The organism is Asanoa hainanensis, from assembly GCF_900188485.1.
Classification (GTDB): Bacteria; Actinomycetota; Actinomycetes; order Mycobacteriales; family Micromonosporaceae; genus Asanoa; species Asanoa hainanensis.
Genome location: NZ_FZPH01000013.1, coordinates 225,270 through 250,034 on the forward strand (window position 1 = coordinate 225,270; position 24,765 = coordinate 250,034).

General features: G+C 71.1%; 21 protein-coding genes and 1 tRNA gene. 9 read left to right on the forward strand and 13 right to left on the reverse strand.

The features are described 5' to 3' along the window. Nucleotides 1-6 precede the first annotated feature (6 nt). On the forward strand, nucleotides 7-408 hold the full coding sequence (locus tag CHC05_RS28435) for a PIN-like domain-containing protein (protein WP_144022806.1): 402 nt from the start codon (nucleotides 7-9) through the stop codon (nucleotides 406-408). Between the two features lie 224 nt (nucleotides 409-632). On the opposite strand, the gene CHC05_RS28440 is transcribed toward CHC05_RS28435, so the two are convergent. The 3 genes from CHC05_RS28440 to CHC05_RS28450 all read right to left on the reverse strand — a co-directional run bounded on the left by CHC05_RS28440 (nucleotide 633) and on the right by CHC05_RS28450 (nucleotide 3,558). Then, nucleotides 633-1,271 (reverse strand): hypothetical protein, encoded by a 639-nt coding sequence (locus CHC05_RS28440; RefSeq protein WP_144022807.1) that lies wholly within the window; start codon nucleotides 1,269-1,271, stop codon nucleotides 633-635. Nucleotides 1,272-1,430: 159 nt separating this feature from the next. Next, the gene (locus CHC05_RS28445) at nucleotides 1,431-2,138 is read right to left on the reverse strand and encodes a phosphatase PAP2 family protein (protein ID WP_245871264.1); all 708 of its coding nucleotides are present in this window, start codon (nucleotides 2,136-2,138) and stop codon (nucleotides 1,431-1,433) included. Nucleotides 2,139-2,190: 52 nt separating this feature from the next. Beyond that, nucleotides 2,191-3,558 carry a trypsin-like serine peptidase gene (locus tag CHC05_RS28450; protein WP_089253644.1) on the reverse strand — a complete coding sequence of 456 codons (1,368 nt, stop codon included), beginning with the start codon at nucleotides 3,556-3,558 and terminating at the stop codon, nucleotides 2,191-2,193. A 137-nt stretch (nucleotides 3,559-3,695) separates the two neighbouring features. Between CHC05_RS28450 and CHC05_RS28455 the strand changes: the two genes are divergently transcribed. Further along, the gene (locus tag CHC05_RS28455; RefSeq protein ID WP_089253645.1) at nucleotides 3,696-4,919 is read left to right on the forward strand and encodes a DUF4032 domain-containing protein; all 1,224 of its coding nucleotides are present in this window, start codon (nucleotides 3,696-3,698) and stop codon (nucleotides 4,917-4,919) included. A 22-nt stretch (nucleotides 4,920-4,941) separates the two neighbouring features. Here CHC05_RS28455 and CHC05_RS28460 read toward each other — a convergent pair whose 3' ends face one another. Next, entirely contained in the window at nucleotides 4,942-6,771 is a 1,830-nt protein-coding gene (locus tag CHC05_RS28460) for an NAD-binding protein (protein WP_089253646.1), read from the reverse strand. A gap of 117 nt (nucleotides 6,772-6,888) precedes the next feature. On the opposite strand from CHC05_RS28460, the gene CHC05_RS28465 reads away from it, so the two are divergent. The 3 genes from CHC05_RS28465 (at nucleotide 6,889) to CHC05_RS28475 (ending at nucleotide 9,801) form a co-directional block, all read left to right on the forward strand. Beyond that, on the forward strand, nucleotides 6,889-8,184 hold the full coding sequence (locus CHC05_RS28465) for a hypothetical protein (RefSeq protein WP_089253647.1): 1,296 nt from the start codon (nucleotides 6,889-6,891) through the stop codon (nucleotides 8,182-8,184). 61 nt (nucleotides 8,185-8,245) lie between these two features. Further along, nucleotides 8,246-8,986, forward strand: coding sequence for a class I SAM-dependent methyltransferase (locus CHC05_RS28470; RefSeq protein WP_089253648.1), 741 nt, complete (start codon nucleotides 8,246-8,248; stop codon nucleotides 8,984-8,986). Beyond that, nucleotides 8,983-9,801 carry a DUF3626 domain-containing protein gene (locus CHC05_RS28475; protein ID WP_089253649.1) on the forward strand — a complete coding sequence of 273 codons (819 nt, stop codon included), beginning with the start codon at nucleotides 8,983-8,985 and terminating at the stop codon, nucleotides 9,799-9,801. Before CHC05_RS28470 ends, CHC05_RS28475 begins: the two co-directional genes overlap by 4 nt. Here the strand turns inward: CHC05_RS28475 and CHC05_RS28480 are convergent. After that, nucleotides 9,801-9,874, reverse strand: a tRNA-Thr gene (locus tag CHC05_RS28480). The genes CHC05_RS28475 and CHC05_RS28480 overlap by 1 nt on opposite strands. A gap of 202 nt (nucleotides 9,875-10,076) precedes the next feature. Here CHC05_RS28480 and CHC05_RS28485 point away from each other — a divergent pair. After that, on the forward strand, nucleotides 10,077-11,168 hold the full coding sequence (locus CHC05_RS28485; protein WP_089253650.1) for an ABC transporter ATP-binding protein: 1,092 nt from the start codon (nucleotides 10,077-10,079) through the stop codon (nucleotides 11,166-11,168). A 52-nt stretch (nucleotides 11,169-11,220) separates the two neighbouring features. On the opposite strand, the gene CHC05_RS28490 is transcribed toward CHC05_RS28485, so the two are convergent. The 4 genes from CHC05_RS28490 to cysS all read right to left on the reverse strand — a co-directional run bounded on the left by CHC05_RS28490 (nucleotide 11,221) and on the right by cysS (nucleotide 17,865). Continuing rightward, nucleotides 11,221-13,965: an Hsp70 family protein gene (locus CHC05_RS28490; RefSeq protein ID WP_179266416.1), complete on the reverse strand. Its 2,745-nt coding sequence runs from the start codon at nucleotides 13,963-13,965 to the stop codon at nucleotides 11,221-11,223. Nucleotides 13,966-14,047: 82 nt separating this feature from the next. Further along, entirely contained in the window at nucleotides 14,048-15,250 is a 1,203-nt protein-coding gene (locus CHC05_RS28495) for an esterase-like activity of phytase family protein (RefSeq protein ID WP_089253652.1), read from the reverse strand. A 60-nt stretch (nucleotides 15,251-15,310) separates the two neighbouring features. Then, nucleotides 15,311-16,438, reverse strand: a complete 1,128-nt coding sequence (gene rlmB / locus CHC05_RS28500) for a 23S rRNA (guanosine(2251)-2'-O)-methyltransferase RlmB (RefSeq protein ID WP_089253653.1) — start codon at nucleotides 16,436-16,438, stop codon at nucleotides 15,311-15,313. Further along, complete coding sequence (gene cysS / locus CHC05_RS28505; RefSeq protein WP_089253654.1) at nucleotides 16,438-17,865, reverse strand: cysteine--tRNA ligase; 1,428 nt, start codon at nucleotides 17,863-17,865, stop codon at nucleotides 16,438-16,440. The genes rlmB and cysS overlap by 1 nt, the downstream gene beginning before the upstream one ends. 43 nt (nucleotides 17,866-17,908) lie before the next feature. Between cysS and CHC05_RS28510 the strand changes: the two genes are divergently transcribed. From CHC05_RS28510 to CHC05_RS28520, 3 genes are all read left to right on the forward strand, one after another. Next, entirely contained in the window at nucleotides 17,909-18,571 is a 663-nt protein-coding gene (locus CHC05_RS28510; RefSeq protein ID WP_089253655.1) for an IclR family transcriptional regulator, read from the forward strand. An 85-nt stretch (nucleotides 18,572-18,656) separates the two neighbouring features. Then, the gene (locus CHC05_RS28515; protein WP_089253656.1) at nucleotides 18,657-19,565 is read left to right on the forward strand and encodes a hypothetical protein; all 909 of its coding nucleotides are present in this window, start codon (nucleotides 18,657-18,659) and stop codon (nucleotides 19,563-19,565) included. After that, the gene (locus CHC05_RS28520; protein ID WP_089253657.1) at nucleotides 19,565-20,557 is read left to right on the forward strand and encodes a LacI family DNA-binding transcriptional regulator; all 993 of its coding nucleotides are present in this window, start codon (nucleotides 19,565-19,567) and stop codon (nucleotides 20,555-20,557) included. The genes CHC05_RS28515 and CHC05_RS28520 overlap by 1 nt, the downstream gene beginning before the upstream one ends. Before the next feature lie 33 nt (nucleotides 20,558-20,590). On the opposite strand, the gene CHC05_RS28525 is transcribed toward CHC05_RS28520, so the two are convergent. The 4 genes from CHC05_RS28525 to CHC05_RS28540 all read right to left on the reverse strand — a co-directional run bounded on the left by CHC05_RS28525 (nucleotide 20,591) and on the right by CHC05_RS28540 (nucleotide 24,757). Further along, nucleotides 20,591-22,030, reverse strand: a complete 1,440-nt coding sequence (locus tag CHC05_RS28525) for a class II fumarate hydratase (RefSeq protein WP_089253658.1) — start codon at nucleotides 22,028-22,030, stop codon at nucleotides 20,591-20,593. 11 nt (nucleotides 22,031-22,041) lie between these two features. After that, on the reverse strand, nucleotides 22,042-22,668 hold the full coding sequence (locus CHC05_RS28530; protein ID WP_144022808.1) for a hypothetical protein: 627 nt from the start codon (nucleotides 22,666-22,668) through the stop codon (nucleotides 22,042-22,044). Nucleotides 22,669-22,750: 82 nt separating this feature from the next. Then, nucleotides 22,751-23,020 (reverse strand): type II toxin-antitoxin system TacA family antitoxin, encoded by a 270-nt coding sequence (locus tag CHC05_RS28535; RefSeq protein ID WP_089253660.1) that lies wholly within the window; start codon nucleotides 23,018-23,020, stop codon nucleotides 22,751-22,753. A gap of 72 nt (nucleotides 23,021-23,092) precedes the next feature. Further along, nucleotides 23,093-24,757, reverse strand: a complete 1,665-nt coding sequence (locus CHC05_RS28540) for a fumarate hydratase (protein WP_089253661.1) — start codon at nucleotides 24,755-24,757, stop codon at nucleotides 23,093-23,095. Nucleotides 24,758-24,765 lie beyond the last annotated feature (8 nt).

Sequence of the window (24,765 nt, forward strand, 5' to 3'; positions counted from 1 at the left end):
GAGAACATGGCGGGCCGAACGGTCCGCCGGTTCATCGCCGGCCTGGGCTACCGCGTACATACGCCCGGATCCGTCTTTGGCCGCGACCGGCTCGAAAAGCAACTGCTCGACGAGGACTGGCTTCCCGTGGCGGGGACCAACGGATGGGTGGTGTTCGGACGAGACCAGCACATCCTGGAACGGGAGAACGAACTCCGCGCGTACCTCGACGCCAAGATCCACATGTTTCTGCTGCCCGGCGCGGCGACGATCGCCCAAATCCTGCTTCTACTCGGCACAAATCTCGAGCACATTTGCGCGCTGGCCTGTGCACGAAAGCCTGGCGTCTACTGGCTGACACACACCGGCGTGGTGAACTACGAGCGGCGCCGCGCAAACCTTGCCAGGTCACGAAAACGCGCTCGTTAGCTCACATCTCGGTTGACGGCCCGCAACTGAACAGCGTCACAGCACTCGCCTTGTAAGTGAGATGTCGCCGGTTCGATGGTCCATGGCCTCCGCGCCCAAGGCGCTGGTCTAATCGACCGGCGGCGGCCGACGCGAAGACTACGAAGACGCCGGCGCCGCGCATCGAGCCCGAGCCCGGCCGCGTCGCGCAGGCCGAGCTGGCGCGCGAGGCTCGTTCGCCTGCCCTACTCGCCGACGCCGCAGGTTTCGTGGACCGTTGCGAAGTTGGACCGCACGGCCTTCTGGGCCAGGTGGTCACGCGCCTGGGTTACGCCGTCCGGCTGTTCGAGGTGGTAGGCCGCGATGTCGTAGGCGGACCCCACCTGGAACAGTGCGTTCCGGAACGGGCCCGTCCCGTCGACGGGTAGCTCCCAGTACAGCTCGTCGTAGCCCTCGCTCATGCGGCCCAGGAGTCCCGCCAGTTTCGCGCGGTCCGCGGCCGACACCAAGCCGCCGAGCATCGACTTGAAGAGGTCCGCGGCCTTGACCCCGTCGCCCTCCTCGAGGGCGGTGACCTTGGCGCAGGCCGTGCGCACCAGCGCCTGGTCGGCCGCGGCGGGGCTCGGGCTCCGCGGGTCGGCGCAGAGCTTGCGCACCGCTGCCTCGGAGGCCTCCACCGCGTCCGTGTCGAGCGCGTCCACCTTTGCCGGGTCGTTGCCGGCCAGCACCTCGATCGCGTTGGCGGCCCGGTCGGCGTGCGGTTCGAGAGCGGCGTCGAGCTCCGCATCGCCGTCCGCCGCGGATCGCATCGCGGTGGTCAGCTCGGCGAGACGGTCGGCCACCCGCGCGCCACCACCCATCGCGTCGTATGCCAGGCGCTCCACGTCGTCCATGGTCTTGGTGGCGGCCAGGCAAGCCGAACTTCGATCGGCGACCGGGGTTGCGGCAGTGCCGGAGCCCTGGACCTGCTCCGTGCACCCGGAGAGGGCGGCGGCTGCCGCGAGCGTTCCGACTCAGACGTGGAAAGACCTCATGCTCACCCTTCAGCGATCGCTGCTTTGCGGCTCGCGGGAGGGTAGCTGCCATGGGACTCGGTCGATCAAGCGGGAGATGAACACGCCCAGGAGTACGCCGGCGACCGAGTCCGTCAGCCAGTGGTAGTCCAGGTAGATGGTGGTCACGAAGACGATCGCCGGTGGGGCTATGCGTAGCCACAGCCGGGCCGTGCGGTTCAGCCACGGTGCCAGGAGCAGGGCGATCACGCCGTACCAGACGACGGTGTTGACCAGGTGTCCCGACGGGTAGCTGACGTCGTACTCACCCGCCGGGATCGTGCTGTTGAACAGGTCGACGGCGTTGGGGCCCTCGTATCCCGGAGCCGCCCGCTCGGTCCAGATCTTCAGCGGCATGATCACGATGCCGGTGATCAGGAACGCGGCCACGACCGGCAGGATCGGCCAGATGTTGCGGCGGCGGACCGCCAGGAACAGGGCGATGGCCAGGCTGATCAGGGTGAGCGGGGTGCCCTGGCCGAGGAAGTTGAAGACCCGGGCCAGCCAGAACGTCGCCTGCGTCTGGTGGCTGACCACCCAGTCGTGCGTCGCGGTGTCGAGGCCGAGCAGGCCGCCGGCGGCCAGCACGCCGGTGAGCAGCGCGAACAGGCCGACCAGGAGCGCGTCGAACCACCAGCCGGCGGGCCGGACCGGCTGGAGCCGAAGCGCCGCCACACGTTCGGTGATCGCGTTTCGCACGTGACCACGGTATCCGCGCGGCGCCAGACCGGTCGGCCCGCCCAACGAGACCTCAGAGCAGCTTCTTGATCCGGTTGTAGATCAGGTCGATCCGGACACCGCTGTTCGGGCAGCCGCCGAAGTGGTGCAGGGCGATCACCCGGTCGGTCTTGCGGGAGATCACCGGCGAACCCGACGAACCGCCCGCGGTGTCGCAGTAGTACGAGACGTCGCTGTCGGTGGTGTAGCCGTCGTACGCCGGATCGTTGACCGCGCAGATGCCGCCGCTGTCCTTGTCGCTGCCCATCGCGATCATGCCCGGGTCGCCGCCCGGGTGCTGCGGGATGTAGACCTCGCTGCCGCGGGTCGGCCGGGCGGGCTCGATGGTCAGGTAGCCGAACTTCTGCACCTGGGCGAAGTTCTCGACCGTGAACAGCGTGTAGTCGAGGTCCCGGTTGGTGCTCAGCACCTTGTCGCCCCACACCTTGGTCGCCTTGAACACGGCGTGCCCGCCGCACTTGGTGCACTGGTAGTCGAACCAGACCTCGGTGTCGTACGCGTCGCCGGAGGTCACCATGCAGTGGTTGTTGGTGAGCATCCGGTTGGTCGTGCCGAGCCGCCAGCCGGTGCAGAGCTCGGTGCCGTTGATCAGCAGCCGGGCAACCGCCTTCGACTTCTTGTACGCGGCCGGGTCGGCCGACTTGTAGCAAACGGCGTCGCGGGCCTCGTTGCGGCCGCAGACGCTCTCCTCACGGCCGTTCTCGGTCAGCGCGCGATCGCCCGCGTCGGCCGCCTCCTGCTCGGTGTCCGTGAAGCCGCGAGCCACCTTGTCGACCCGGACGCCGAGGCCGGCGACCTCCTGCACACCCAGCGGGTCGGGGACGGCCCGGTGCAGCGTGACGACGGCCGTGTCGCCGGTCACCGACATCGCCCACCGGCCAGCACCGGCGACGGCACCGTCGCCGTCCGCCTCGGCCCGGCTGCCGAGCAGGCCGCCGACCACGTCCAACGGGTCGCTGTCGATCCGGTGCACCTCGGTGCGGGCCGGGTCGGCGACCGTGACGTAGTCGCCCGGCAGCATCGTCAGCTCGGCGAAGTGCACCTTCACGTACTCGGCGCCCGGGTAGGAGAACGTCTGGGTCGCGCCCTCACTGCGGTAGTCGAGCAGGCTGTCGACCGACTCCAGCGCGCCTACCTGCTGGCGGCCGACGGCGTCGATGACCGGGCCGATGCCCTTTTCCCGGGGGGCGGCGGCTTTGCCAGCGGCGGCGGGTGCGTCAGCCGGCGCCGCGCCCGCGTCCAACGGCGCCTCGGCCCGCCCGAGCCCCGCGCTTCCGACCGGCTGTGCCTCGATCGGGTCGTTGGTCATCGCGTACGCCGTCGCGCCCGCCAGGACCACCGCCGTGCACGCACCGGCGATCAGCGCCAGACTCCGCCGCATCCTTGTCTCCCATCGGCTCCTACGTGGACTGCCAGCCAGGAGAAAAGCCCCAGAGCAGACAATCAGATCATCTCGCCACTGTGTAACGAGCCACGGACACCTGCGTAGCGGCGAGGTGAGCGGGCAGACTTGTACCCGTGCGGATCACCTCGGCCCTCATCGACCCGGCGCTGCTCGACCTACCCTGGTCGACACCGCTGGAAGAGTGGCCGGCCGACCACCTCGTGGCGCTGCCCCAGGGCATCTCCCGGCACGTCGTGCGGTTCGTCCGACTGGCCGGCACCGTCTATGCCGTGAAGGAGACCGGCGAGCGGGTCGCCGAGCGCGAGTACGACCTGCTCCGGTCGCTCGAGCGCATCGACTTCCCGGCCGTGGAGGCCGTGGCGATCGTCGCCGACCGCACCGACGCCGCCGGCGAGCCGCTCGACCCGGTGCTGGTCACCCGGCATCTGCAGTTCTCGCTGCCGTACCGCGCCGTGTTCTCGCACACCCTGCGCCCGGAGACGATGAACCGCCTGCTGGACGCGCTCGCCGCGCTCCTCGTGCGGATGCACCTGACCGGCTTCTTCTGGGGCGACTGCTCGCTGTCCAACACGCTGTTCCGGCGCGACGCGGGCGCCTTCGCGGCGTACCTGGTCGATGCCGAGACCGGCGCGCTGCGTCCCTCGCTGAGCAACGGCCAGCGCAACGAGGACGTCGAGATCGCCCGGCTGAACATCTTCGGCGAGGCGCTCGACCTGCAGGCGGCCGAGCTGCTCGACGAGGCGATCGACCCCGAATGGGTGGCCGACGAGGTGATCGCGCGGTACGAGCGGCTCTGGCACGAGGTCACCTTCGAGCAGGAGGTCGCCCGCGACTCGCGGCACGAGATCGAGAAGCGGATCCGCCGGCTCAACGAGCTCGGCTTCGACATCGCCGAGGTGTCGATGTCGGTGGGCGAGGAAGGCCGGGCGTACGTGCGCCCGAAGGTGGTCGACGCCGGCCACCACACCCGCCGGCTGCTCCGGTTGACCGGCCTCGACGCCGAGGAGAACCAGGCACGGGCGCTGCTCAACGACCTCGACGCGTATCGCGCCGACTCCGACCTGGCCGACGAGCAGCAGGCCGCCCACCGCTGGTTGATCGAGGTGTTCGAGCCGGTCGTCCGGGCGGTGCCGGCCGACCTGCGGCGCAAGCTGGAGCCGGCCGAGCTGTTCACCCAGGTGCTCGAGCACCGCTGGTTCCGCTCCGAGGAGTCCGGCCGCGACGTCGGGCTGGCGGCGGCCGTGCAGTCGTACCTGAAGGACGTGCTGGTGCACCGGCCCGACGAGCAGGCGGTGCTCGGCGTCGACGTGCCCGCGTTGTCCGCGGAGTCGGTCTGAGGCTTGCCGAAGATCAGCCGGCTCAGTCCGAGGTGCCGGCGGGGCTGCCGTCGCCCATCGTCGGGTCCTCCGGGACCTGCTGGGTCGGCAGGTTCGGCACCGGGCCGGCCTGCTTGATCAGCCAGCTCAGCCCGGCCCGGCGGGCGATCACGGTCAGCTCGTCGCCGGGGCCGAGCACGGTATCCGGCGCCGGCGACCAGCGCGGCCGCTGACCGGCCTGGAGCAGGGCCATCACGCGTACGCCGCGGGTCTGGTCGGCGGCCCGCACCGGCTGGCCGTCCAGCGCGGAGCCCTTGGCGACCACCACGATCGTGACGAGCAGCGCGTGCCGGCCCACCGGGACGGTCGCCACCACCTGGCGCTTGCGCAGCACGGCGGCGAACTCGGGTGCGGCCAGGTACGACACGCTGTGCGAGCGGAAGATGCCGAACGTCGACCGGATCCGCTGGGCCAGGTCGCCGTCGAATAGCCGCAGCACGACCCGCAGATCCGCCTGCAACGCCCGCCCGTTGAGCGCCGCCTGGAGGTTGGTGACGTCGTCGGTGGACACCACGACCAGCGCGCGGCAGGCGCCGACCGAGGCCTCGACCAGGGTCTCCTCCAGCGCGGCGTCGCCGATGATGACCGGGATGCCGAGCTGCTTGGCGACGACGGAGCCACGCGCGTTGGGCACCTTGTCGATCGCCACCACCTCGACGCCGAGGTTGTGCAGTTGGCGGATCACCCGCGTGCCGACGTTGCCGAGCCCGACCACCACGACGTGCCCCTCGCGCGGCACCGCCAGCCGGCCGGCGCTGAGCGCGAGCCGGGCGTTGACCATCGCGTCGACCACGGCAGCGGTGATCAGCGGTACCAGCGCGAGCCCGGCCACGGTGAGCACGATCTGCATGAGCTGGACCGCGATGCCCTTGTCGATCTCGACCTCGGCGCCGTTGAGCGCGGTCAGCAGCGTCGTGTAGACGGCCTGCCAGGGGTCGAGGTGCGCGGCGCCGTCGGCCCGATAGAGCAGAAAGCCAAAGGCGAGTGCGATCGCGAGTACGGCGGCCGTGGTGATGCCGATCTTCCGGCTCAGGAACGATTGGAGCGCCTTGCCGGTGCCGTAGAGCGGTCGGCGCAGCCGGCGGGCGCGGGCGATCCGGTTGGCGGCGACCTCGGTGGCCGGCTGCGCACCGGTGGCCTCGGCCAGGACCAGGTCGGCCTTTTCCGGCTCGGGCAGCACCACCAGGTGGCCCGGGTCGCTGGTGTCGGCGATGCCGCAGACGACGTGCTCGGGGCGCACGTCGGCCCGGCGGGCCACCACCAGCGTGCGGCCGTAGTGGTGGAAGTTGGTCGGCGCCACCTCGCCCAGCGCGGCGGCGACGAACGTGGGCGCGGCCATCGCCGCGTCCGAGAGCACCTCGCAGTCGCCGAGGAGGCGCTTCACGCCGTACCCGAGACCGGTGTTGAACATCCGCAGCACGATCCGGACCCGCGTCGCGATCTCGTGCGCGGTCAACGCGGCGTGGATGTTGCCGACGTCGTCCTGCTGCATGAGTGCGAGCCCGGCGGCGGTCTCCAGGCCGGCCGAGCGCAGGGTGGCCTCGTTGACGCGGTCCGCGCTGATCACCTTGATGCCGCGGATCTTCGTGATGTCCGGTGCGGTGGGGTGTCGCTTGGGCGGCACCACGACGGTCACCCGCACCGTCGCGGGGCCCAGCGCGTTGACCAGGTGGTACGCGAGCGCGTCGTGCCCACAGACGATGTAGTGCGGCCGGGCGTCGCCGTTGGGTCGCAGCAGGCTGCCGGCCGTCGGCTGGCGCAGCATCCGGGTCTCGACCGCGCGACGCGCCCGATTGCGCCAGGGAACGACCATGAACGGGATCGTAGGTGCTGACCGAGCATCGAGAGCAACGGAATCCGAGCTTGCGTCGTTGGTCCGTTTGGTGAGTTAGGCGGTAAATGCCGCTAATGCGCTACGGAATGGACTGACATGACCAAGTGGATCTATCGCGCGGTGGGTACGGTCGGCGTCGCTGCCGGTGGCGCCCTGCTTCTGGCGGGCGGAGCCGCACAGGCCGACCCGATCGACTCTCCGGTGAACGACCTACGCGGTTCACTCGACGGCTTCTTCACGCCGATGGGCGAGCTCCAGAGTGCCGTGCCCGCGGACGTGGCGCCGGGCCAGCACCTCGGTTTCCTCGGCGCGGTCCCGTCCGACCCGGCGGCCGGCGTCGACCCGGCGGCGCTGGAGGCCGGCCCGGCGCCGGCGCCCATGCCGGGGGACAGCCTCACCCTGCTCGGGTTCGGCGGCAAGAAGCTCGGCGTCAACACCGTCGGGGACACGGTCGACTCGGTCGGACCGCTGGCGAACGACCCGGCCGGCTCGATCCGCACCGCGGACCTCGGCGCCGACCAACTGCTCAACGGCCGGGCGCAGACGGGCTCGACGCTGCCCGCGCTCGGCGGCAGCCCGCTCGGGGAATCCCCGCTCGGCGAGCTCGGCGGTGATCCCCTGGGTCTCGGCGGATCCGCGCGCGGCGTGCTCGACGAGGACCAGCTGACGGGTGCGCTCGGCGACGGCGCCGACCAGACCGGCCGGACGCTCAGCGACGACAACCTCAACACGATCGGGAGCGACTCCCAGATGCGGACCCTGGGCAGCACGGTAAGCGCGGACCAGTTCGGCGGCCTCGGCACCGGCGCGTTCGACTCGCTCGGTGACCTCGGCCGTGGCGGTCTCGGCGGTGGGTCCCTGGACGAGCTGACCAACGACCCGCTCGGTGCGGTCGGCAAGCACGCGGCGCCGGAGCCGAACTCGTTCGGTGTCGCCGACCTCAAGGGCGGCGAGCTCGACGGGTTCAGCCAGGCGCTGGTGCCGCCGCTGATCGGAGAGGCGCTGGAGGCCGAGATGCCGCCGGGGTTCCTCGGCGGGGCCACCGAAGCCGGCGACTCCATGGTCGGCCTGCCGTTCGTCGGCAGCCTGCCGTTGTCGGGCGTCGACACCAACAACTCGTCGATCAGCGACATGTCGCTGATCAACTCGCTGACCGGTGGTGGAGCGCCGAAGGATGGTGGCGCTCCAGCCGGTGGTGGCGCGCCGGCCGGTGGTGGCACCGCCCAGCAGCCGGCCGCTCCCGCGCAGAAGCCCGCGCAGGCGCCGGCCCGGACTCAGCCGGCGCCGTCGCCGACGGCCGACGACGGCGGCAACAACCAGCGGACGCACCGCCAGTGGTCGCGGTCGTCCTCCGAGCGGCCGGTCGACGGCGAGGACGCCGACTTCCGCTGACCCCGCACCGGCGCCGGCGGCGCATAATTGCGATCATGGATTTCGCGCCGCCGGCCTGCCGATGACCGCCCGAAGCTGGGACGCCGCCGCGTACCACCGCGTGTCGGTCGCCATGGACGCGATGGCGGCTCAAGTGCTCGAAAGGCTGCCGCTCGACGGCTCGGAGACCGTGCTGGACGCCGGCTGCGGCACCGGCCGGATCAGCGCGAAGCTGCTGGCCCGGCTGCCGCGCGGGCGGCTGATCGCGGTCGACGCCGACCCGGAGATGGTGGCCATCGCCCGGGAGACGCTGCCCGAGGTGCTCCGCGTCGACCTGCTCGACCTGGCGTTGCCGGAGCCCGTCGACGCGATCTTCTCCACGGCCACCTTCCACTGGGTGCTCGACCACGACCGGCTCTTCGACCGGCTGGCCGGGGTGCTGCGCCCGGGTGGGCGGCTGGTCGCCCAGTGCGGCGGCGCTGGCAACATCGCGGCGCTGCGGACAGCGGCGGACGAGGTCTCTTCGTTGCCGGCGTGGCGGTCGCATTTCGTCGACTTCACACCGCCCTTCCTGTTCGCCGACCCGGACTCGACCCGGGACCGGCTCACCGCGTCCGGTTTCGTCGACGTCGAATGCTGGCTGCAGCCGTTCCCGGTCGCGTCCGACGAGATGCCGTCGTACCTGGAGACCGTGCCGCTCGGGCCGTGGGCGCAGCGGGTGCCTTCGGACCGGCGGGCCGAGTTCGTGGCAGCGGTCTGGGACCGGACGCCCGGCGACACGGTCGACTACGTGCGGCTCAACATCACCGGGCGGCGTGGATGAGCTGGGAGCAGGCGGTCGCGCACGTGGCGGCCCGCTCGGTCGGCGCGCCGGTGGACCCCGCCATGAGGGTGACGGTGCACTTCCACCCGGACCGGCTCTTCGCGGGCGAGCCGATCCTCGTGGCGATGGCCCGGGACGGCGTCTACCGCTCCCAGTTCGAGACAGGCACCGGCAACGGCGGCCTGACCGCCTTCCCGGGTGGTGACCGGTGGCGCTGGGAAAGCCGGATGTTCGGCGGCGCGTACGACGCGGCCCTGGCGGAGTCACGACCGAAGTACGGCTCGCTCAACCACCGCCGCCGCGCGGTCGGCGGATCACCCAGGTTCGGCTCGGCCCACCTGCGGCTGCGGGCGGCGACCCTGCCGCGGACCACCTTCTGCTATCCCGACAGCTACCTCGAGCCGGCCGACTTCGGCGTCGCGGCCCGGATGTCGTTGGTCGCCCTGGCCGACGCCGACGACCAGGACTACCTCGACGACTACATCGAGGCGCACGTGCACGGTGTGCTCCGCTTCGCCGACGACGTCGAGGCCGTGGTGCTGGACCCGTGCTACCGAAACACGGCGATCGAGGAGCTAGCGACGGCGCTGGCCTGCCCGGTGGAGTGGCACCCGGGCTTCACGCTGCCGGTGTCCGATTTCGTGCGGCACCCGGACTACCGCGGCCCGGAGATCATCGAGGCGGGCCTGGACATCGCCCAGGACGACCGCCTGGACGCCCGCATCATCGGCGCGGCGGCTAACGCCGGCAAACACGACCCCCAAACCCTGAAACGGGTCTGGCACCACGTAGCCCGCTTCGGCGGCGGTCTCTGAGCCCCCGGCCGGGATCGAACCGGCGACATCTCGCTTACAAGGCGAGTGCTCTGGCCAACTGAGCTACAGGGGCAGGTAGAGCACAGCATAGCGAGCCGCGACGCAGCTGGCGCTTGCCAGGGCAAATGGGGCAGGAGTCGCGGCCTGCCCTTGGCACAAATGCGAGAAACGTTTACGGTGCAAAGCACTGGTGTCGGCACGGTGACGTGCCGGCAGCTCTTTTCACTCGGATCGTCCGGCACGTTCCTGCCGGTGAAAGGAAGCGGTGTCCCCCCATGGCTACGGTCACCTACACCCAGGCCACCCGGATCTACCCGGGCACTGAACGGCCTGCGGTCGACCACCTCGACCTGGAGATCGGCGACGGCGAGTTCCTCGTCCTCGTCGGCCCCTCCGGCTGCGGCAAGTCGACCAGCCTGCGCATGCTCGCGGGCCTCGAAGACGTCGACGAGGGCTCGATTCACATCGACAGCCGCGACGTCACGCACCTGCCGCCGAAGGCCCGCGACATCGCGATGGTCTTCCAGAACTACGCCCTCTACCCGCACATGACGGTGTACGAGAACATGGCGTTCGCGCTCAAGCTGCGCAAGACCTCGAAGTCTGAGATCGACCGCCGGGTCAAGGAGGCCGCCGGCCTGCTGCAGCTGGAGGAATACCTCGGCCGCAAGCCGAAGGCGCTCTCCGGTGGTCAGCGCCAGCGTGTCGCGATGGGCCGCGCGATCGTGCGTGAGCCGCAGGTCTTCCTCATGGACGAGCCGCTGTCGAACCTCGACGCCAAGCTCCGCGTGCAGACCCGCACCCAGATCGCCTCGCTGCAGGCCAAGCTCGGCATCACCACCGTCTACGTGACCCACGACCAGGTCGAGGCCATGACGATGGGCCACCGGGTCGCGGTCATGCTCGACGGCGTGCTGCAGCAGGTCGACACCCCGCGGAACCTCTACGACAAGCCGTCCAACGTCTTCGTCGCGGGCTTCATGGGCTCGCCGGCCATGAACATCAAGACCGTGCCGCTCACCGACGGTGGCGCCAAGTTCATCGACATGGTCATCCCGCTGACCCGCGAAGAGGTCGAGAAGGCCCGCGCCAACGGCGGCGGCGACAAGGTGACCGTCGGCTTCCGGCCGGAAGACTGCGACCTGGTCGGCCCGACCGAGGGCGGCCTGCCGGTCGTCGTCGAGCTCGTCGAGGACCTCGGCTCCGACGCCAACATCTACGGCCACGCCGCGATGGACGGTGTCTCGGAGCGGTTCACCATCCGCACCGACCGCCGGCACATGCCGAACATGGGCGACACCGTGTTCGTCAAGCCGCGCGCCGACCGGCACCACGCGTTCCACGCCACGGCCGGCACGCGCATCTGATCACTCGCGTAACAGACGGCGGGCCGGGCGACCGGCCCGCCGTTTCGCGTCTCTACCCGGCGAAGCGGCTCAGCCGCAGGTCGGCGTCGCCGACGCAGGCGATCACCGAGGTGGTCCAGGTGCAGCTCGACGCGCGCACGTCGGCGAGGGCGCCCAGCTGGACCGGCTGGGGCTCGCCGAGCAGCCAGCCGACGACGTTGTAGTCGTCGACGCCCGAGGTGGGCGCGCGCCCGAAGATCAGCACGCTCGACCCGTTGACCCGGGCCGCCACGCCGGCGCTGTCGAGCACCTGCTTGCCGTCCGCGTCGTAGCCGACCACCCGCGGCGTCCCGCTCTCGTCGCTCTGCACCACCACGTGGGAGCCGACCGGCAGGATCGTGTCGACGCCGGCCGCCGGGTGCTTCCACGTCTCGCCCTCGCCACCCAGCGGCACCGCGACGAGCTCGGTGGTCTTCCGGTCGAAGTCGGCCTGCTCCAGCACGCAGATGCGGTTGTCGCCGCACGGGCTCAGCGCGATCGCCCGGCGCTTCGGGTCGTCGGCCCGGTAGACCAGCCGCGGCTTGTCGAGCGCGTCCAGGTCGATCGCGACGACCTCGGTGGTCTCGTTCTTGCTCGTGGTGAACAGCTGCCCGTCGTACACGGTGACGAGGTCCCCGGGTGCGGCCACGGCGGTCTGCTCCCCGCGGACCTCGCCGGAGACCGCGTCGATGACCCGCACCGAGCTGTCCGCGCCGATCTGCACGAGCCGGGGGTCGTCGCCGCGGTCGGGGTCGAGCGCCACGCCGGTGAAGTCGGCCGGACCGGTCAGGTCCTTGCGCGTCTGCATCCCGTACACGGCTGTGGTGACGGCGTCGTACTCGTCCTTCGGCGCCGGCCGGTCCCACTTCTGGGCACCGTCGCGCAGGCCGTAACCGACGAGCTTGGCGTTCTTCCGGTCGACGACGACGAGCCGGTCGGCGACCACGAACGTCTCGTCGTCGTCGAACAGGTCTAGGTCCCACATCCGCTCGCCGTTGTCAGGGCTCAGCACATAGAGCTTGTGGGGCTGGGCGCTGGCGGTCGCGTCGGCGTAGGCCAGGATCGCGCCCGGCACCGCCCGTATCCCCTGCCAGGAGTCGGCCGCGTCGGGCGCGTCCTTGCTCCAGAGCTGCTTGCCGGTGGCGGCGTCGGCGGCGACCACGGTGAGCTTCTTCTGCTCGGTCTGGTAGGCGTAGTAGGCCCGATCGCCCATCGCGTGCGTCCACGAGTAGTAGGACGACCCGGACATCGGCAGGGGCTCGCCCACCGCGCCGAACGCCGCGAACTCGACCTTGTCGTAGCCGCGGCCCTTGACCATCGCGATGATCACCGAGACGGCGACGATCACGACGACCAGGGCAACGGCAGAAGCAGAGATCAATAGCTTTCGGGATACGCGTCGCGTGTTCTCGGTCGGCGAAGGACTCCAGCCACCGGTGGGCGGCGGCGAACCCGGCGCGGGCGACGCCGGCACAACGGAGATCGGCCTGGCGTCCTCGGCGGCCGGGACTGCGGCGCCAGCCTGGACCGGGGCACTGGCTCCAACCCGTCCGTAGGCTGCGGCCTGGCCGTGGGCTGCCGCCTGGCCCGGCGCCCCAACCTGGCCGTTGGCTGCGGCCTGGCCGCCGGCCGCGACGGGAGCACTCGCCGCGGCCGGAGCGCCCGGTTGCGCGGGGATGTGTGCGGCGCTGAGCGCCGGCAGTTCGGCCAGCGCGCCTTCCGCCACCGGCAGTTCGGGCTGCTCGAGCACCGTCGGGGCGACGCCCAGGTCGGCGTGCAGCAGCCGGGCCACCATCGGCACCCGCGACGAGCCGCCGACCAGGAAGAGCCCGGCGAGCTGGTCGGGCCGCAGGCGCGCGGCTGCGATCACCCCGGCGGTCTCCAGGACGCCGCGCCGGAGCAGTGGCGTGACCAGCCGTTCGAGCTCGTCCCGGGTGAGATGCACGGCCTGCTCGACGCCGGGCACCGCGACCGGGGCGACCGCGGCGCGGGACAGCATCTCCTTGGCGCCGCGCACGTCGTCCCAGAACCGCTGCCGGTCGCGCCACTGCGCCGCGTTGGTCGGCTCGCGCAACCGGGCCCAGGCGGCCGGGTCGGTCGCGGCCACCACCTGGCCGAGGTGCTCGACGAGCGCCGCGTCGAGGTCGAGGCCGCCGAGCTCGGCGACGCCGCCGGCCGCGACCACGCTGAACCGCACCCGGCCGCTAGGGTCGGGACCGTCGTTGCGGATCACGGCGATGTCGAGGGTGCCCCCGCCGAAGTCGAAGACCCCGAGGGCGGAGCCGACCGGCACCGGGCGGCGCAGCACCTCGGCGAAGTAGCGGGCGGCCGCGACGGGCTCCGGAGCCAGCACCGTGCTGGCCGGCCAGCCGGCGCGGGTCAACGCCTCGGTGAGCGCCTGCCGGCGTTGGGTGCCCCAGACCGCCGGATAGGTCAGCACGGCCGGCGGCAGATGCCCGACCGCCTCGACGGCCGCGTGTGCGACCGCGGCCAGGATCGCGGCCAGCAGGTCGACGGTGGCGATCTCCCGGTCGCCGAGCAGCACCCCCGGCGCGTCGACGTGCCGCTTCGGGTTGGGCTCGTAGCGGGCCGGGTCGGCCTGGGCCAGCCGTTGCGCGTCGCGGCCGACATGTAGCCGCCCGGCCGAGTCGAGGAGCACACCGGACGGAAGCAGCGGTTGGCCGTCGAAGAGCAACGGACGCGTGCGCCCGTCGGGCCAGCGCAGCACGGCGACCGTGTTCGACGTGCCCAGGTCGACCCCGAGCGCGTGCCCTTGCATCTGCCGACTCCTCCACGAACGGGCGAGGGGATGCCCGGCCTGCATCCTATGTGCCGGGCACCCCCTCGATCAGGAAGCGTCGTCAGTCGAGAAAGCGCCGGTCCGCGTTGAGGCGCTGGGTCAGCTTCAGCGTGATGAACTCGTTGTTGTCGGGCACGCCGGCAGTGCGGCCGGCCGAGCCCGGTAAGTTGTTGTCGTTGAGCACGGCGATCGTCTGGTCGTCGAGGATGACGACGTCCTCGATCGTCTGGAACGGGAACGTGAAGGTCTTGCCGAACCCGCCGAGCTGCTTGGGGTTGCGGATGTTCATCAGGTCGGCGACCAGCGTCTTGTCCATGGCGCCGTCCTTGTCCCGGTCGCTCATGCTGGCCAGGTAGATCTTCTTGACCTTGGCGGTGTCGCCCTGGCCGTTGTCGCGCTCGATGACCAGGAACCGGTGGCCGTCGACCGCGATGGCGTCGCCGATCGCGTTGGCCGGGTCGTCGAGCTGGTAGACGTAGCGCTTGCCGGTGTACGCGCCCGCGCGCACGTCGAACTCGTTGAGCCGCAGCGTGCCCGGGGTGTCACCGGCGACGGTGCCCTCCAGCAGCGGGTACAGCTTGCGGCCGTCGGGCGACTGGGCCATGCCCTCGAAGCCCTTGCTGCTGTTGATGTTGTTCGGCGTGGTGCCGCGCAGCGGGTTCTCCGGCGCGAAGACGCCCGGCAGCGAGATCGGCGCCTGCATGAGCGCGCCGGTCCGGTCGAAGTGGAGCAGGAACGGACCGAACTCGTCACCGATCCAGTAGGTGCCGTCCGCGGCCCGCTGGATCGACTCGACGTCGAAGTCGGAGCCGGTCAGCACGCGGTCCTTGCGGGTGAGCGGCCAGCTCACGTACCCCTTGGGGTCGGTCAGGTTGACGCCACCGAGGACGTCGACCTTGTTCGTGTCGAACACCGGCGCGATGGTGTGGATCCGCAGGACGAAGTCGCCGCTGTTGGCCTTGTTGCCGAAGCCGTTGTCCGACATCACCTCGTAGCTGCCGTCACCGTTGCGCACGATGCCGGAGAAGCCCTGCACCGGCTGGTCGTCCCACGGCGCGGCGACGCCGTTGACCGGCGCGGTGTCCAACAGGGATCCGGACGGCTCGCTGGCCGGCACGAAGGTGAGTGCCGGCAGCGACGCGAAACCGGTCAGGGTCGCCGGGCCGAACTCGTCGGCGTCGTGCGCCGACGCGGGGCCGGCGACGCCGACGGCGAGAGCGGCGACGATGGCCGCGCCCGCCAGAACATTGCGACGTTGAGTCATGAGCCGAGAAATTAGTCAGCTCGGATGAACCGACCGGGGTGGTGATGTGAACGCTCGCTGTCAGGCGGCGTCGGCCCTCCGGCGCGCGACCTCGGCGAGGGCGACCGCGGCCGCGACGCTCGCGTTGAGCGACTCGACCTCGGACACCATCGGAATGCCGACGCGCATGTCGCAGGTCTCGCCGACCAGGCGGGACAGCCCGCGCCCCTCGGAGCCGACCACGACCACGAGCGGGCCGACCGCGGCCTCGAGGTTGTAGAGGTCGGTCTCGCCGTCGGCGTCGAGGCCGATCACCACGAAGCCCTCGCGCTGGCAGGCCTTGAGCGCGCGGGTCAGGTTGACGACCTGGCTGACCGGGACCCGGGCCGCGGCGCCGGCGCTGGTGCGCCAGGCGGTCGCGGTGATGCCGGCGGCCCGGCGCTCGGGCACGAAGACGCCCTGCGCGCCGAACGCGGCCGCCGAGCGGATCACGGCGCCCAGGTTGCGGGGGTCGGTGATCCCGTCGAGCGCCACGAGCAGCGGCGTCGGGTGCTCAAGCGCGGCGGCGACCAGGTCGTCGAACGCCTCGTAGGCGAACGGCGGGACCTGCAGGCCGACACCCTGGTGCAGTACGCCACCGGTCATCCGGTCGAGCTCGGCGCGGCTGATCTCCAGCAACGGGATGCCCCGGTCGCCGGCGGTGCGGACGATCTCGGTGACCCGGTCGTCGAGGTCGAGGCCCTGCGCGACGTAGAGGGCGGTCGCCGGCACCAGCGTGCGCAGCGCCTCCAGCACGGGGTTGCGGCCGACCAACAGCTCCGGCGCGTCCTTGGGCGTGTTGGAGCGGCGCCCGGGCGCGACCCGCGGGCCGCCTCCGCCGCTGCGGGCCGGCTGGCGGCCGGACTTGGTGGCTTTGGTGGCCTTGCTGCCCTTGGTGCCCTTGCCCCAGGTGGTGTCCTTGGTGCCGGGCTTGCCGATCTTGGGCGCCCGACCCTCGGCCGCCGCGGCCCGCTTCTCCTTCTCCTGCTTCCAGGCGGTGCGGTTCGGCAGCTTCTCGGTGCCCGAGTAGCCCTTGTGCCACGGCCGCTCGTCGGCGGGCAGGGTGCGTCCGCGACCCTCCAGGGCGCCCTTGTTCTTGCCACCGGAGCCGATGGTCGCGCCCTTTTTCTGCGTGACCCGCCGGCCGCGTCGCTGTGAGTTGCCCGCCATCAGTCCCTCGTTCCGATTGTCCAACGTGGGCCGTGCGGAGTGTCTTCGACGTTGACCCCGGCCGCGTTGAGCTGGTCGCGCACCGCGTCGGCGGCGGACCAGTCCTTCCTGGTGCGCGCTTGTGCGCGCTGCTCGAGCGCCAAGGCGACGAGCGAGTCGATGATCGATCGGAGCTCCGCGCCGGGCGTGCCGCCGGTCGACGCCGTCGACCACGCCGGGTCGAGCGGGTCTATGCCGAGCACGTCGAGCATCGCCCGGACAGCGCCGAGCGCCGCGCGTACGCCGTCGTCGTCGCCCTTGGCCAGCGCGGTGTTGCCCAGCCGCACGTGCTCGTGTGCGACGGCGATCGCGCCGGAGGTGTTGAGGTCGTCGTTCATCGCCTCGGTGAACTCCGCCGGCAGCTCGCCCGCGGGGATCGCACCGACGGACTCGACCGCGCGCTGCACGAAACCCTCGACCCGGCGGTACGCGGTGGCCGACTCGCGCAGGGCCTCGTCGGAGTAGTCGATCCGGGAGCGGTAGTGCACGGTCACGAAGTAGTGCCGGAGCTCGACCATCCGTACGCCGAGCGCGGTGATGTAGTCGAGGTCGAGCACGTTGCCCGTCGACTTGCCCATCTTCGACTCGCCGAGATTGAGCAGGCCGTTGTGCACCCAGTAGCGGGCGAACGGCAGGCCCGCCGAGCGGGACTGGGCGATCTCGTTCTCGTGGTGCGGGAACGTGAGGTCGAGGCCACCGCCGTGGATGTCGAACTCGGGGCCGAGATAGCGCAGGCACATGGCCGAGCACTCGATGTGCCAACCAGGGCGCCCGGGCCCCCACGGGCTGACCCACTGCGCCTCGACCGGCTCCTCGGGCTTGTAGCCCTTCCACAGCGCGAAGTCGCGCGGGTCGCGCTTGGCCCGGTCGGCACTGTCTGCCGCGCTGGTCATCTCGTCGACCCGCTGGCCGGACAGGGCGCCGTAGTCCGCGTATGACTTCACGTCGAAGTAGACGTCGCCGGAGTCGTCGTCGGCCGCGTACGCGTGACCGTTGTCGATGAGGGTGCCGATCAGCTCGTGCATCTCGGTGATGTGGCCGGTGGCCCGCGGCCCGTAGGTCGGCGGCAGCACGTTGAGCGCGCGGTAGGCGGCGTCGAGGACGACCTCGTTCGCGTACGCGATGGCCCAGAAGGGCTTGCCCTGCTCCAACGACTTCTGCAGGACCTTGTCGTCGATGTCCGTGATGTTGCGGACGAAGGTCACCTGGTAGCCGTCGCGCTCGAACCAGCGGCGGAGCACGTCGTAGCTCACGCCGGACCGAAGATGGCCGATGTGTGGCTCGGACTGCACGGTGAGGCCACACAGGTACATCGCGACCTTGCCGGCCTCTCGCGGGACGAACTCCCGCACCGAGCGGGTCGCGGTGTCATGCAAACGCAGCGTCACCTGACAAGGGTAGCGTTGATCCGTTTGCGCCTATGCTCGCGGTGTGACGCAGCCGGCCTATCGCGCGGGCGAGACCGCCCAGACGCTCGATCGCGGGCTGCGGCTGCTCTATCTGGTCGCCGACACCCCCGAGGGGCTGACGATCACCGAGGCCGCCGAACGGCTCGGGGTCGGGCGGGCCGTGGTCTATCGGCTGGTCGGCTCGCTGACGTCGCACGGCCTGGTCCGGCGGGACGGTGCGGGGCGGCTGCGGCTGGGTGCCGGGGTGCTGCACCTGGCCCGGCGGGCGCACTCGGTGGTGATCGAGGCGGCGTTGCCTTCGCTGCGGCGGCTGGCCGAAGAGGTCGGTGCGACGGCCCATTTGACGATCGCCGAGGGTACGGAGGCAGTGGCGCTCGCCGTGGTCGAGCCGACCTGGACGGCGTTCCATGTGGCGTACCGGGCCGGGTCGCGGCATCCGCTGGCCCGCGGCGCGGCCGGGCTGGCGATCCTGGCCGGGCGGTCGGGTTCGCCCGATCCGGTGACGACGGTCGGTGAGCTCCAGGCGGGTGCGTTCGGGGTCGCGGCGCCGGTGCTCGGGGTCGACGGGTTGGACGCCAGCGTCGGGGTCGTCGCGCTGGGCGCCCTCGATCTCGACGAGGTGGGTCCACAGGTGGCGACGGCCGCCGCGGCGGTGGTCCTAGCACTTTCCACAGCGTCCGGGTGAGTTATCCACAGGCTGTGTACAGCGCTCAGCCGTGAGTTATCCACAGGTCTGTCCACCGGTGGCTGCCTGGCGCGACCCTGTCTCCATGAGACCTCCTCCGCTCGAGTGGCAGGTGTTCCGCGGCAGTGCGGCCGTGGCGGCCGGGCTGCTCTCGGCGCACCAGCTCCGCGGGCGCGGCTGGATCCGGCTGCGCCACGACGTCTATGCCGACTCGCGGCTGCCGGTCGACCACGCGCTGCTGTGCCGGGCGACGCTGGCCCGGTTGCCGCCGGACTCGGTCGTGCTGGCCGGGCCGTCCGCCGCTGTCGCGCACGGCGTGGTTTCGGCCGCGCTTGCTTCGGACCCGGTGCACCTGATCGTGCGGTCCCGCGTCGGTCGGCAGACCGGCACGCAGCTGCACCGGGTGCCGGTCTCGCCGGACGACCTCTGCCTTGTTTCGCTGGCGGGCGGGTCGTCCGTCGTGCCGGCCACGACCCCGGCGCGGACCGCGTGGGACGCCGCGGTCTGGCTGCCGCTGGCCGACGCGGTGGCGCTGACCGACGGGCTGCTGTTCCATCGGTTGGTGACCGTGGCGGCGCTGCGCTCGGTGACATCGCGGCTGGCTGATCGCCCCGGCGGGCGGCGGGCCGGGCACACGCTGGGCCTGGCCGACGGTCGCGCGGCGAGCCGGGCCGAGTCGCTGCTGCGGGTCCGGCTCTATCTGGCCGGGTTGCCGCTCGGGGTGGCCCGTCCGCCGATCTTCGCTGTCGCCCCGTGCCTGGCGTGGCCGGAGTTCCGGGTGGCGTTCTTCCGCACCGCGTCGCCGTCAGCTGCGGCCTCGGCTTCGGGTGGGGCAGTCACGGTCGACGATGGGTGGCTGGTCGTGCGGCTGGCGCCCCAGTCGGCGTTTTCAGAGGTGGTCCGGCATCTCCGGGCGGCGCTGGCGGGCCGAGGATGGCGCAATGCGCGAAAACAGGATGTTGTGGAGAGCGCTCTCTCTTCTACCATGCGGTGATGGAGGCAAAGAAGCCGACACTCGAAGACGTAGGCCGCGCGGCCGGCGTTTCCCGCGCGACCGCATCCCGCGTGATCACCGGCGCCCACCGGGTGTCCACCAAGACCCGCAACCGCGTCTGGCACGCCGTGGAGGAGTTGGGCTACCACCCCGACCTGGCCGCCCGCGCCCTGGCCAAGGGCCGCACCGAGGTGATCGACCTGGTCGTCATCGACGACGACGCGACGCGCGTGGGCAGCAACCCCTATTACAGCCGCGTCGTGTCCGGCATCCTGTCCGTCCTGGCGGGCACCGACACCCAGATGCGCACGCACGTGATCGACGAGCCCGAGGCGCCGACCAGGCTCGACGACGTGGCCCGCACGGTCGGCGTGGGCGCCCTGCTGGTCAACGTCCCGCCGGCGCTGGCGGCCCGCTTCTCCGCGCGCTGCGACCGGGTGGTCTCGCTGGGCCACTCGGCGCCGGGCGTCCCGTCGATCGAGGCGGACAACGCGGCCGGCGCCATCGCCGCGGTCGAACACCTCTACCGCACGGGCCGCCGCAAGGTGGTCGCGGTGCACGGCAAACCCAACAACTCGTGCGCGATCGGCCGCCGCAGCGGCTACAGCCTGGCCTCGGTCGAAGCAGGCCACGAGCCGATCGGCGCCGAGGGCGGCTTCTGCCTGGAGGCAGGCGTCACGGGCACCCAGGAGCTCCTAGCCGCCCACCCGGACCTGGACGGCATCTTCGCGGCGTGCGACCTGACCGCGATGGGCGTGCTGCGGGCCTTGAACGAAAGCGGCCGCCGCGTACCGGACGACGTGGCCCTGGTGGGCTTCGACGACAGCTTCCTGGCCTCGGTAGCCACACCGGCCATGACCTCGGTCCGCCAGCCGGTCGAACACATGGCCGCGATGGCCACCCGCGCGCTGCTAACGGGCGAAACCAGCGCGCACTGGCAACACGTAGAGCCGGCCCCACTCCAGATCCGCCGCAGCTCCGCCGCCGCGTGACCCACCCTCTAGAGGGCGGGCCGGGCCGCCGGCTCAGGGGCGGGTCATGCGGAGGACGTCCAGGAGTTCGTCGAGCTCCGTCTCCGAGATCTTTCCGGTGGCCACGTGGCCGCGGTCCACCACCACCGCACGGATGGAGCGCCCGCTGGCCAGGGCCTCCTTGGCGATGGCGGCTGCCTCGTCGTAGCCCAGGTGGCGGTTCAGCGGGGTGACGATGGACGGGGAGCCTTCCGCGTACGCCCGGGCCACCTCCTCGTTCGCCGCCAGCCCGACGACGCACCGATCCGCGAGCATCCGGCTGGCCGCGGCCAGGAGCCGGATCGACTCCAGGATGTTGCGGGCCATCACCGGCAGCATCACGTTGAGCTCGAAGTCGCCCTGCGAGCCCGCGAACGCGATCACCGCGTCGTTGCCGATCACCTGCGCGGAGACCTGGCGTACGGACTCGCAGACCACCGGGTTGACCTTGCCCGGCATGATCGACGAGCCCGGCTGCAGGTCAGGGATCCGCAGCTCGCCCAGACCGGCCCGCGGCCCGGAGCCCATCCACCGGATGTCGTTGGCGATCTTGTACAGGCCGATCGCCACCGTCCGCAGCTGTCCCGACGCCTCGACCAGCCCGTCCCGGGCGCCCTGCGCCTCGAAGTGGTCGCGCGCCTCGGTCAGCGGCAGCCCGGTCGCGTCCCGCAGCCGCTCGATCACGGCGGCCGCGAACCCGGGCGGCGTGTTGACGCCGGTGCCGACCGCGGTGCCGCCCAGCGGCAGCTCCGCGAGCCGCGGCAGCGCCGACTCCAGCCGGGCGATGCCGTTGCGGACCTGGGCGGCGTACCCGCCGAACTCCTGGCCAAGGGTGACCGGCGTGGCGTCCATCAGGTGGGTGCGGCCGGCCTTGACGACGGTCGCGAACTCGTCGGCCTTCGCGGACAGCGCCGCGCCGAGATGGGCCAGCGCCGGAACGAGCTCGTTGACCACAGCCTCGGTGGCCGCGAGATGGATCGACGACGGATAGACGTCGTTGCTGGACTGCGACGCGTTGACGTGGTCGTTGGGATGCACGTCGCGCCCGAGCTCCCGGGACGCGAGGGTGGCGATCACCTCGTTGGCATTCATGTTCGACGACGTGCCGGACCCGGTCTGGAACACGTCGATCGGAAACTGGTCGTCGAACCCGCCACCGGCAACATGCGCGGCGGCGACCTGAATAGCCGTGGCCAGGTCCGCGTCGATCACACCCAACGCACCGTTGACGGCGGCCGCGGCCCCCTTGATCTGCGCGAGCGCCCGGATGTTGGCGGGCTCGATCCCCCGCCCGGACACCGGAAAGTTCTCGACCGCCCGCTGCGTCTGCGCCCGCCACAACGCCTCGGCCGGCACCCGTACCTCACCCATGGTGTCCCGCTCGACGCGGAACCCGCTCTCCTCGGTCACCACTCCATCCTGCCCCCACCACCGGAAGCACGCAGAGTGATCCATACCGCTCAAGGTCAGTCCACGTCGAACGGATCCCGCCCGAGTGCGGTCTTGATCGCTTCGCGGAGCGAGATCAACGTCGCCGGATCGGTCGCGTCGGCCCGGTTCTCGAGCTCGTGCGCGATAGCCCGCAGTTCGTCGGGCGAGACGACGATCGGGACCGCCTCGCCGTGCGGTGTGGACAGCACGAGACCTGCCAACGCGCCTTGGTTGCTCACGGTCAGCATGCCAGTGCTGAGCGCTCGCTTGGCGGTCTCGACCTTCATCACCAACCGCAACGGGTCGCCCTTGATCGGCTGGAAGCCCCGCCGCTGGTAGTACTCGGCCACCCGGCTGTTGATCGCGTCGACCACGATCAGTCGGCCGCCGGCGGCGCTCGCCGCTTTGGTAATGAGCTCCATGGCGTCGAGGAGGAGGTCGTCGCTGAGCTGCTGCCCTTGCAACGACCGATCAAGAGCGAACCGAGTCAGCAGGTACGCGGGAACGACGCTGAAGCCACCCGCCTGGCCGGCGGTGAGCCCGGCCCGCTCGACCTGCGTCGGTGCGACCGAGTAGTAGGCGACCACCTCGTCGCTGTGCTCCCGAGTCCAGACGTAGGTCCGGGAGGTGCCGGCCGATTGGGCCCGGCGAGCCTGCTTCACCAGCCATTCGTCGAGGGCCGGCGAGCCGCACGAGAATTGGGCCAGCTTGTGATGATCTTTCAAACGACTCGAAAGAAACACGTCACACCCGTCGGAAACGCCTGGGCCGATTCGCGATCTCAGTGAGCGCTGGGGCTTCGTCTGCCTCGTCGAGTGACGAGATGAGCAGATCGAATTGCTCTGCCGGCATTACGGTGCGGTGCGCCCTGGCGAGAACCCTGTCCGCTTCCGCGCGTGCCGAACGCACCATGAAAGCAGAGACGGGTTCGCCGAGTAGCTCGGCCGCTTCGGAGATGCGTGACTTGCTGGCTTCGTCGGCCCGCACCTCAATGCGCTCGGTCTTCGCGCTCATCGCAGGCTCCATCCGTCGTGCGGTGTCCCACCCACTGTACGGCGAATGTACGGCACAGCCCAGCGAAATGCCCTACCGCCTGCCGATGGTCAACGTCGGCTTGGTGACCTCGGCGAAGAAGTCGTTGCCCTTGTCGTCGACCACGATGAAGGCCGGGAAGTCCTCGACCTCGATCTTCCAGATCGCTTCCATGCCCAGCTCCGGGTACTCCAGCACCTCGACGTGCTTGATGCAGTCCTGGGCCAGCCGCGCCGCGGGGCCGCCGATCGAGCCCAGGTAGAAACCGCCGTTGGCTTCGCAGGAGCGGGTTACCTGGGCCGAGCGGTTGCCCTTCGCCAGCATCACGTGTGAGCCGCCGGCCTCCTGCAGCCGCGCCACGTACGAGTCCATCCGGCCCGCCGTGGTCGGACCGAACGAACCCGACGCGTACCCCTCGGGCGTCTTCGCCGGGCCCGCGTAATACACCGCGTGGTCACGCATGTAAGCGGGCAACGGCTTGCCCGCGTCCAGCAGCTCCAGCAGCTTCGCGTGCGCGATGTCCCGGGCGACCACCAGCGGCCCGGTCAGCGACAGCCGGGTCTTCACCGGGTACTTCGACAGCTCCGCGCGGATCTCCGGCATCGGCCGGTTGAGGTCGATCTTCACCACGTCGGTCGTGTCGAGCTGGTCGTCGGTGACCTCCGGCAGGAAGCGGGCCGGGTCGGTCTCCAGGCGCTCCAGCCAGACGCCGGACGGGGTGATCTTCGCGACCGCCTGGCGGTCGGCCGAGCACGACACCGCGATCGCGACCGGGCACGAGGCACCGTGTCGGGGCAGGCGGACGACCCGGACGTCGTGGCAGAAGTACCGGCCGCCGAACTGGGCTCCGATGCCGAACTCGCGGGTCAGCTCCAGGACCTCGGCCTCCAGGGCGACGTCGCGGAAGCCGTGCGCCGAGAGCGACCCCGAGGTGGGCAGCCCGTCCAGGTATTTCGCCGACGCCAGCTTCGCCGTCTTCAGCGCGTGCTCCGCCGAGGTGCCGCCGATGACCACGGCAAGGTGGTACGGCGGGCAGGCGGACGTGCCGATCAGCCGCAGCTTCTCCTCGAGGAACTGCATCATCCGCGTCGGGTTGAGCAGGGCCTTCGTCTCCTGGTAGAGGAACGACTTGTTGGCCGATCCACCACCCTTGGCCATGAACAGGAACTTGTACGCGTCCGCGTGCCCGCCCGGGTCCTCCGCGTACAGCTCGATCTGCGCCGGGAGGTTCGTGCCCGTGTTGCGCTCTTCCCACATGGTGATCGGCGCGAGCTGCGAATAGCGCAGGTTCAACCGGGTGTACGCCTGGTAGACGCCCCGGGCGATGGCTTCCTCGTCGGTGCCGTCCGTCAGGACGTGCCGGCCCCGCTTGCCCATCACGATCGCGGTGCCGGTGTCCTGGCACATCGGCAGCACGCCGCCGGCCGCGATGTTGGCGTTGCGCAGCAGGTCGAGCGCGACGAACCGGTCGTTCGGCGACGCCGCCGGGTCGTCGATGATCGAACGCAGCTGGGTCAGGTGCGCCGGGCGCAGGTAGTGCGCGATGTCGTGCATCGCCTCGGCGGTCAGCGCGGTGAGCACCGCCGGGTCGACGGTCAGGAACTGCCGCCCGCCAGGCCCCTTGACGACGTCGACACCCTCGTCGGTCACCAGCCGGTAGTCGGTCAGATCATCGCCCGTGGGCAACAACGGGGAGTACCGAAACGCGGCGTCGCTCATGAGCGGCT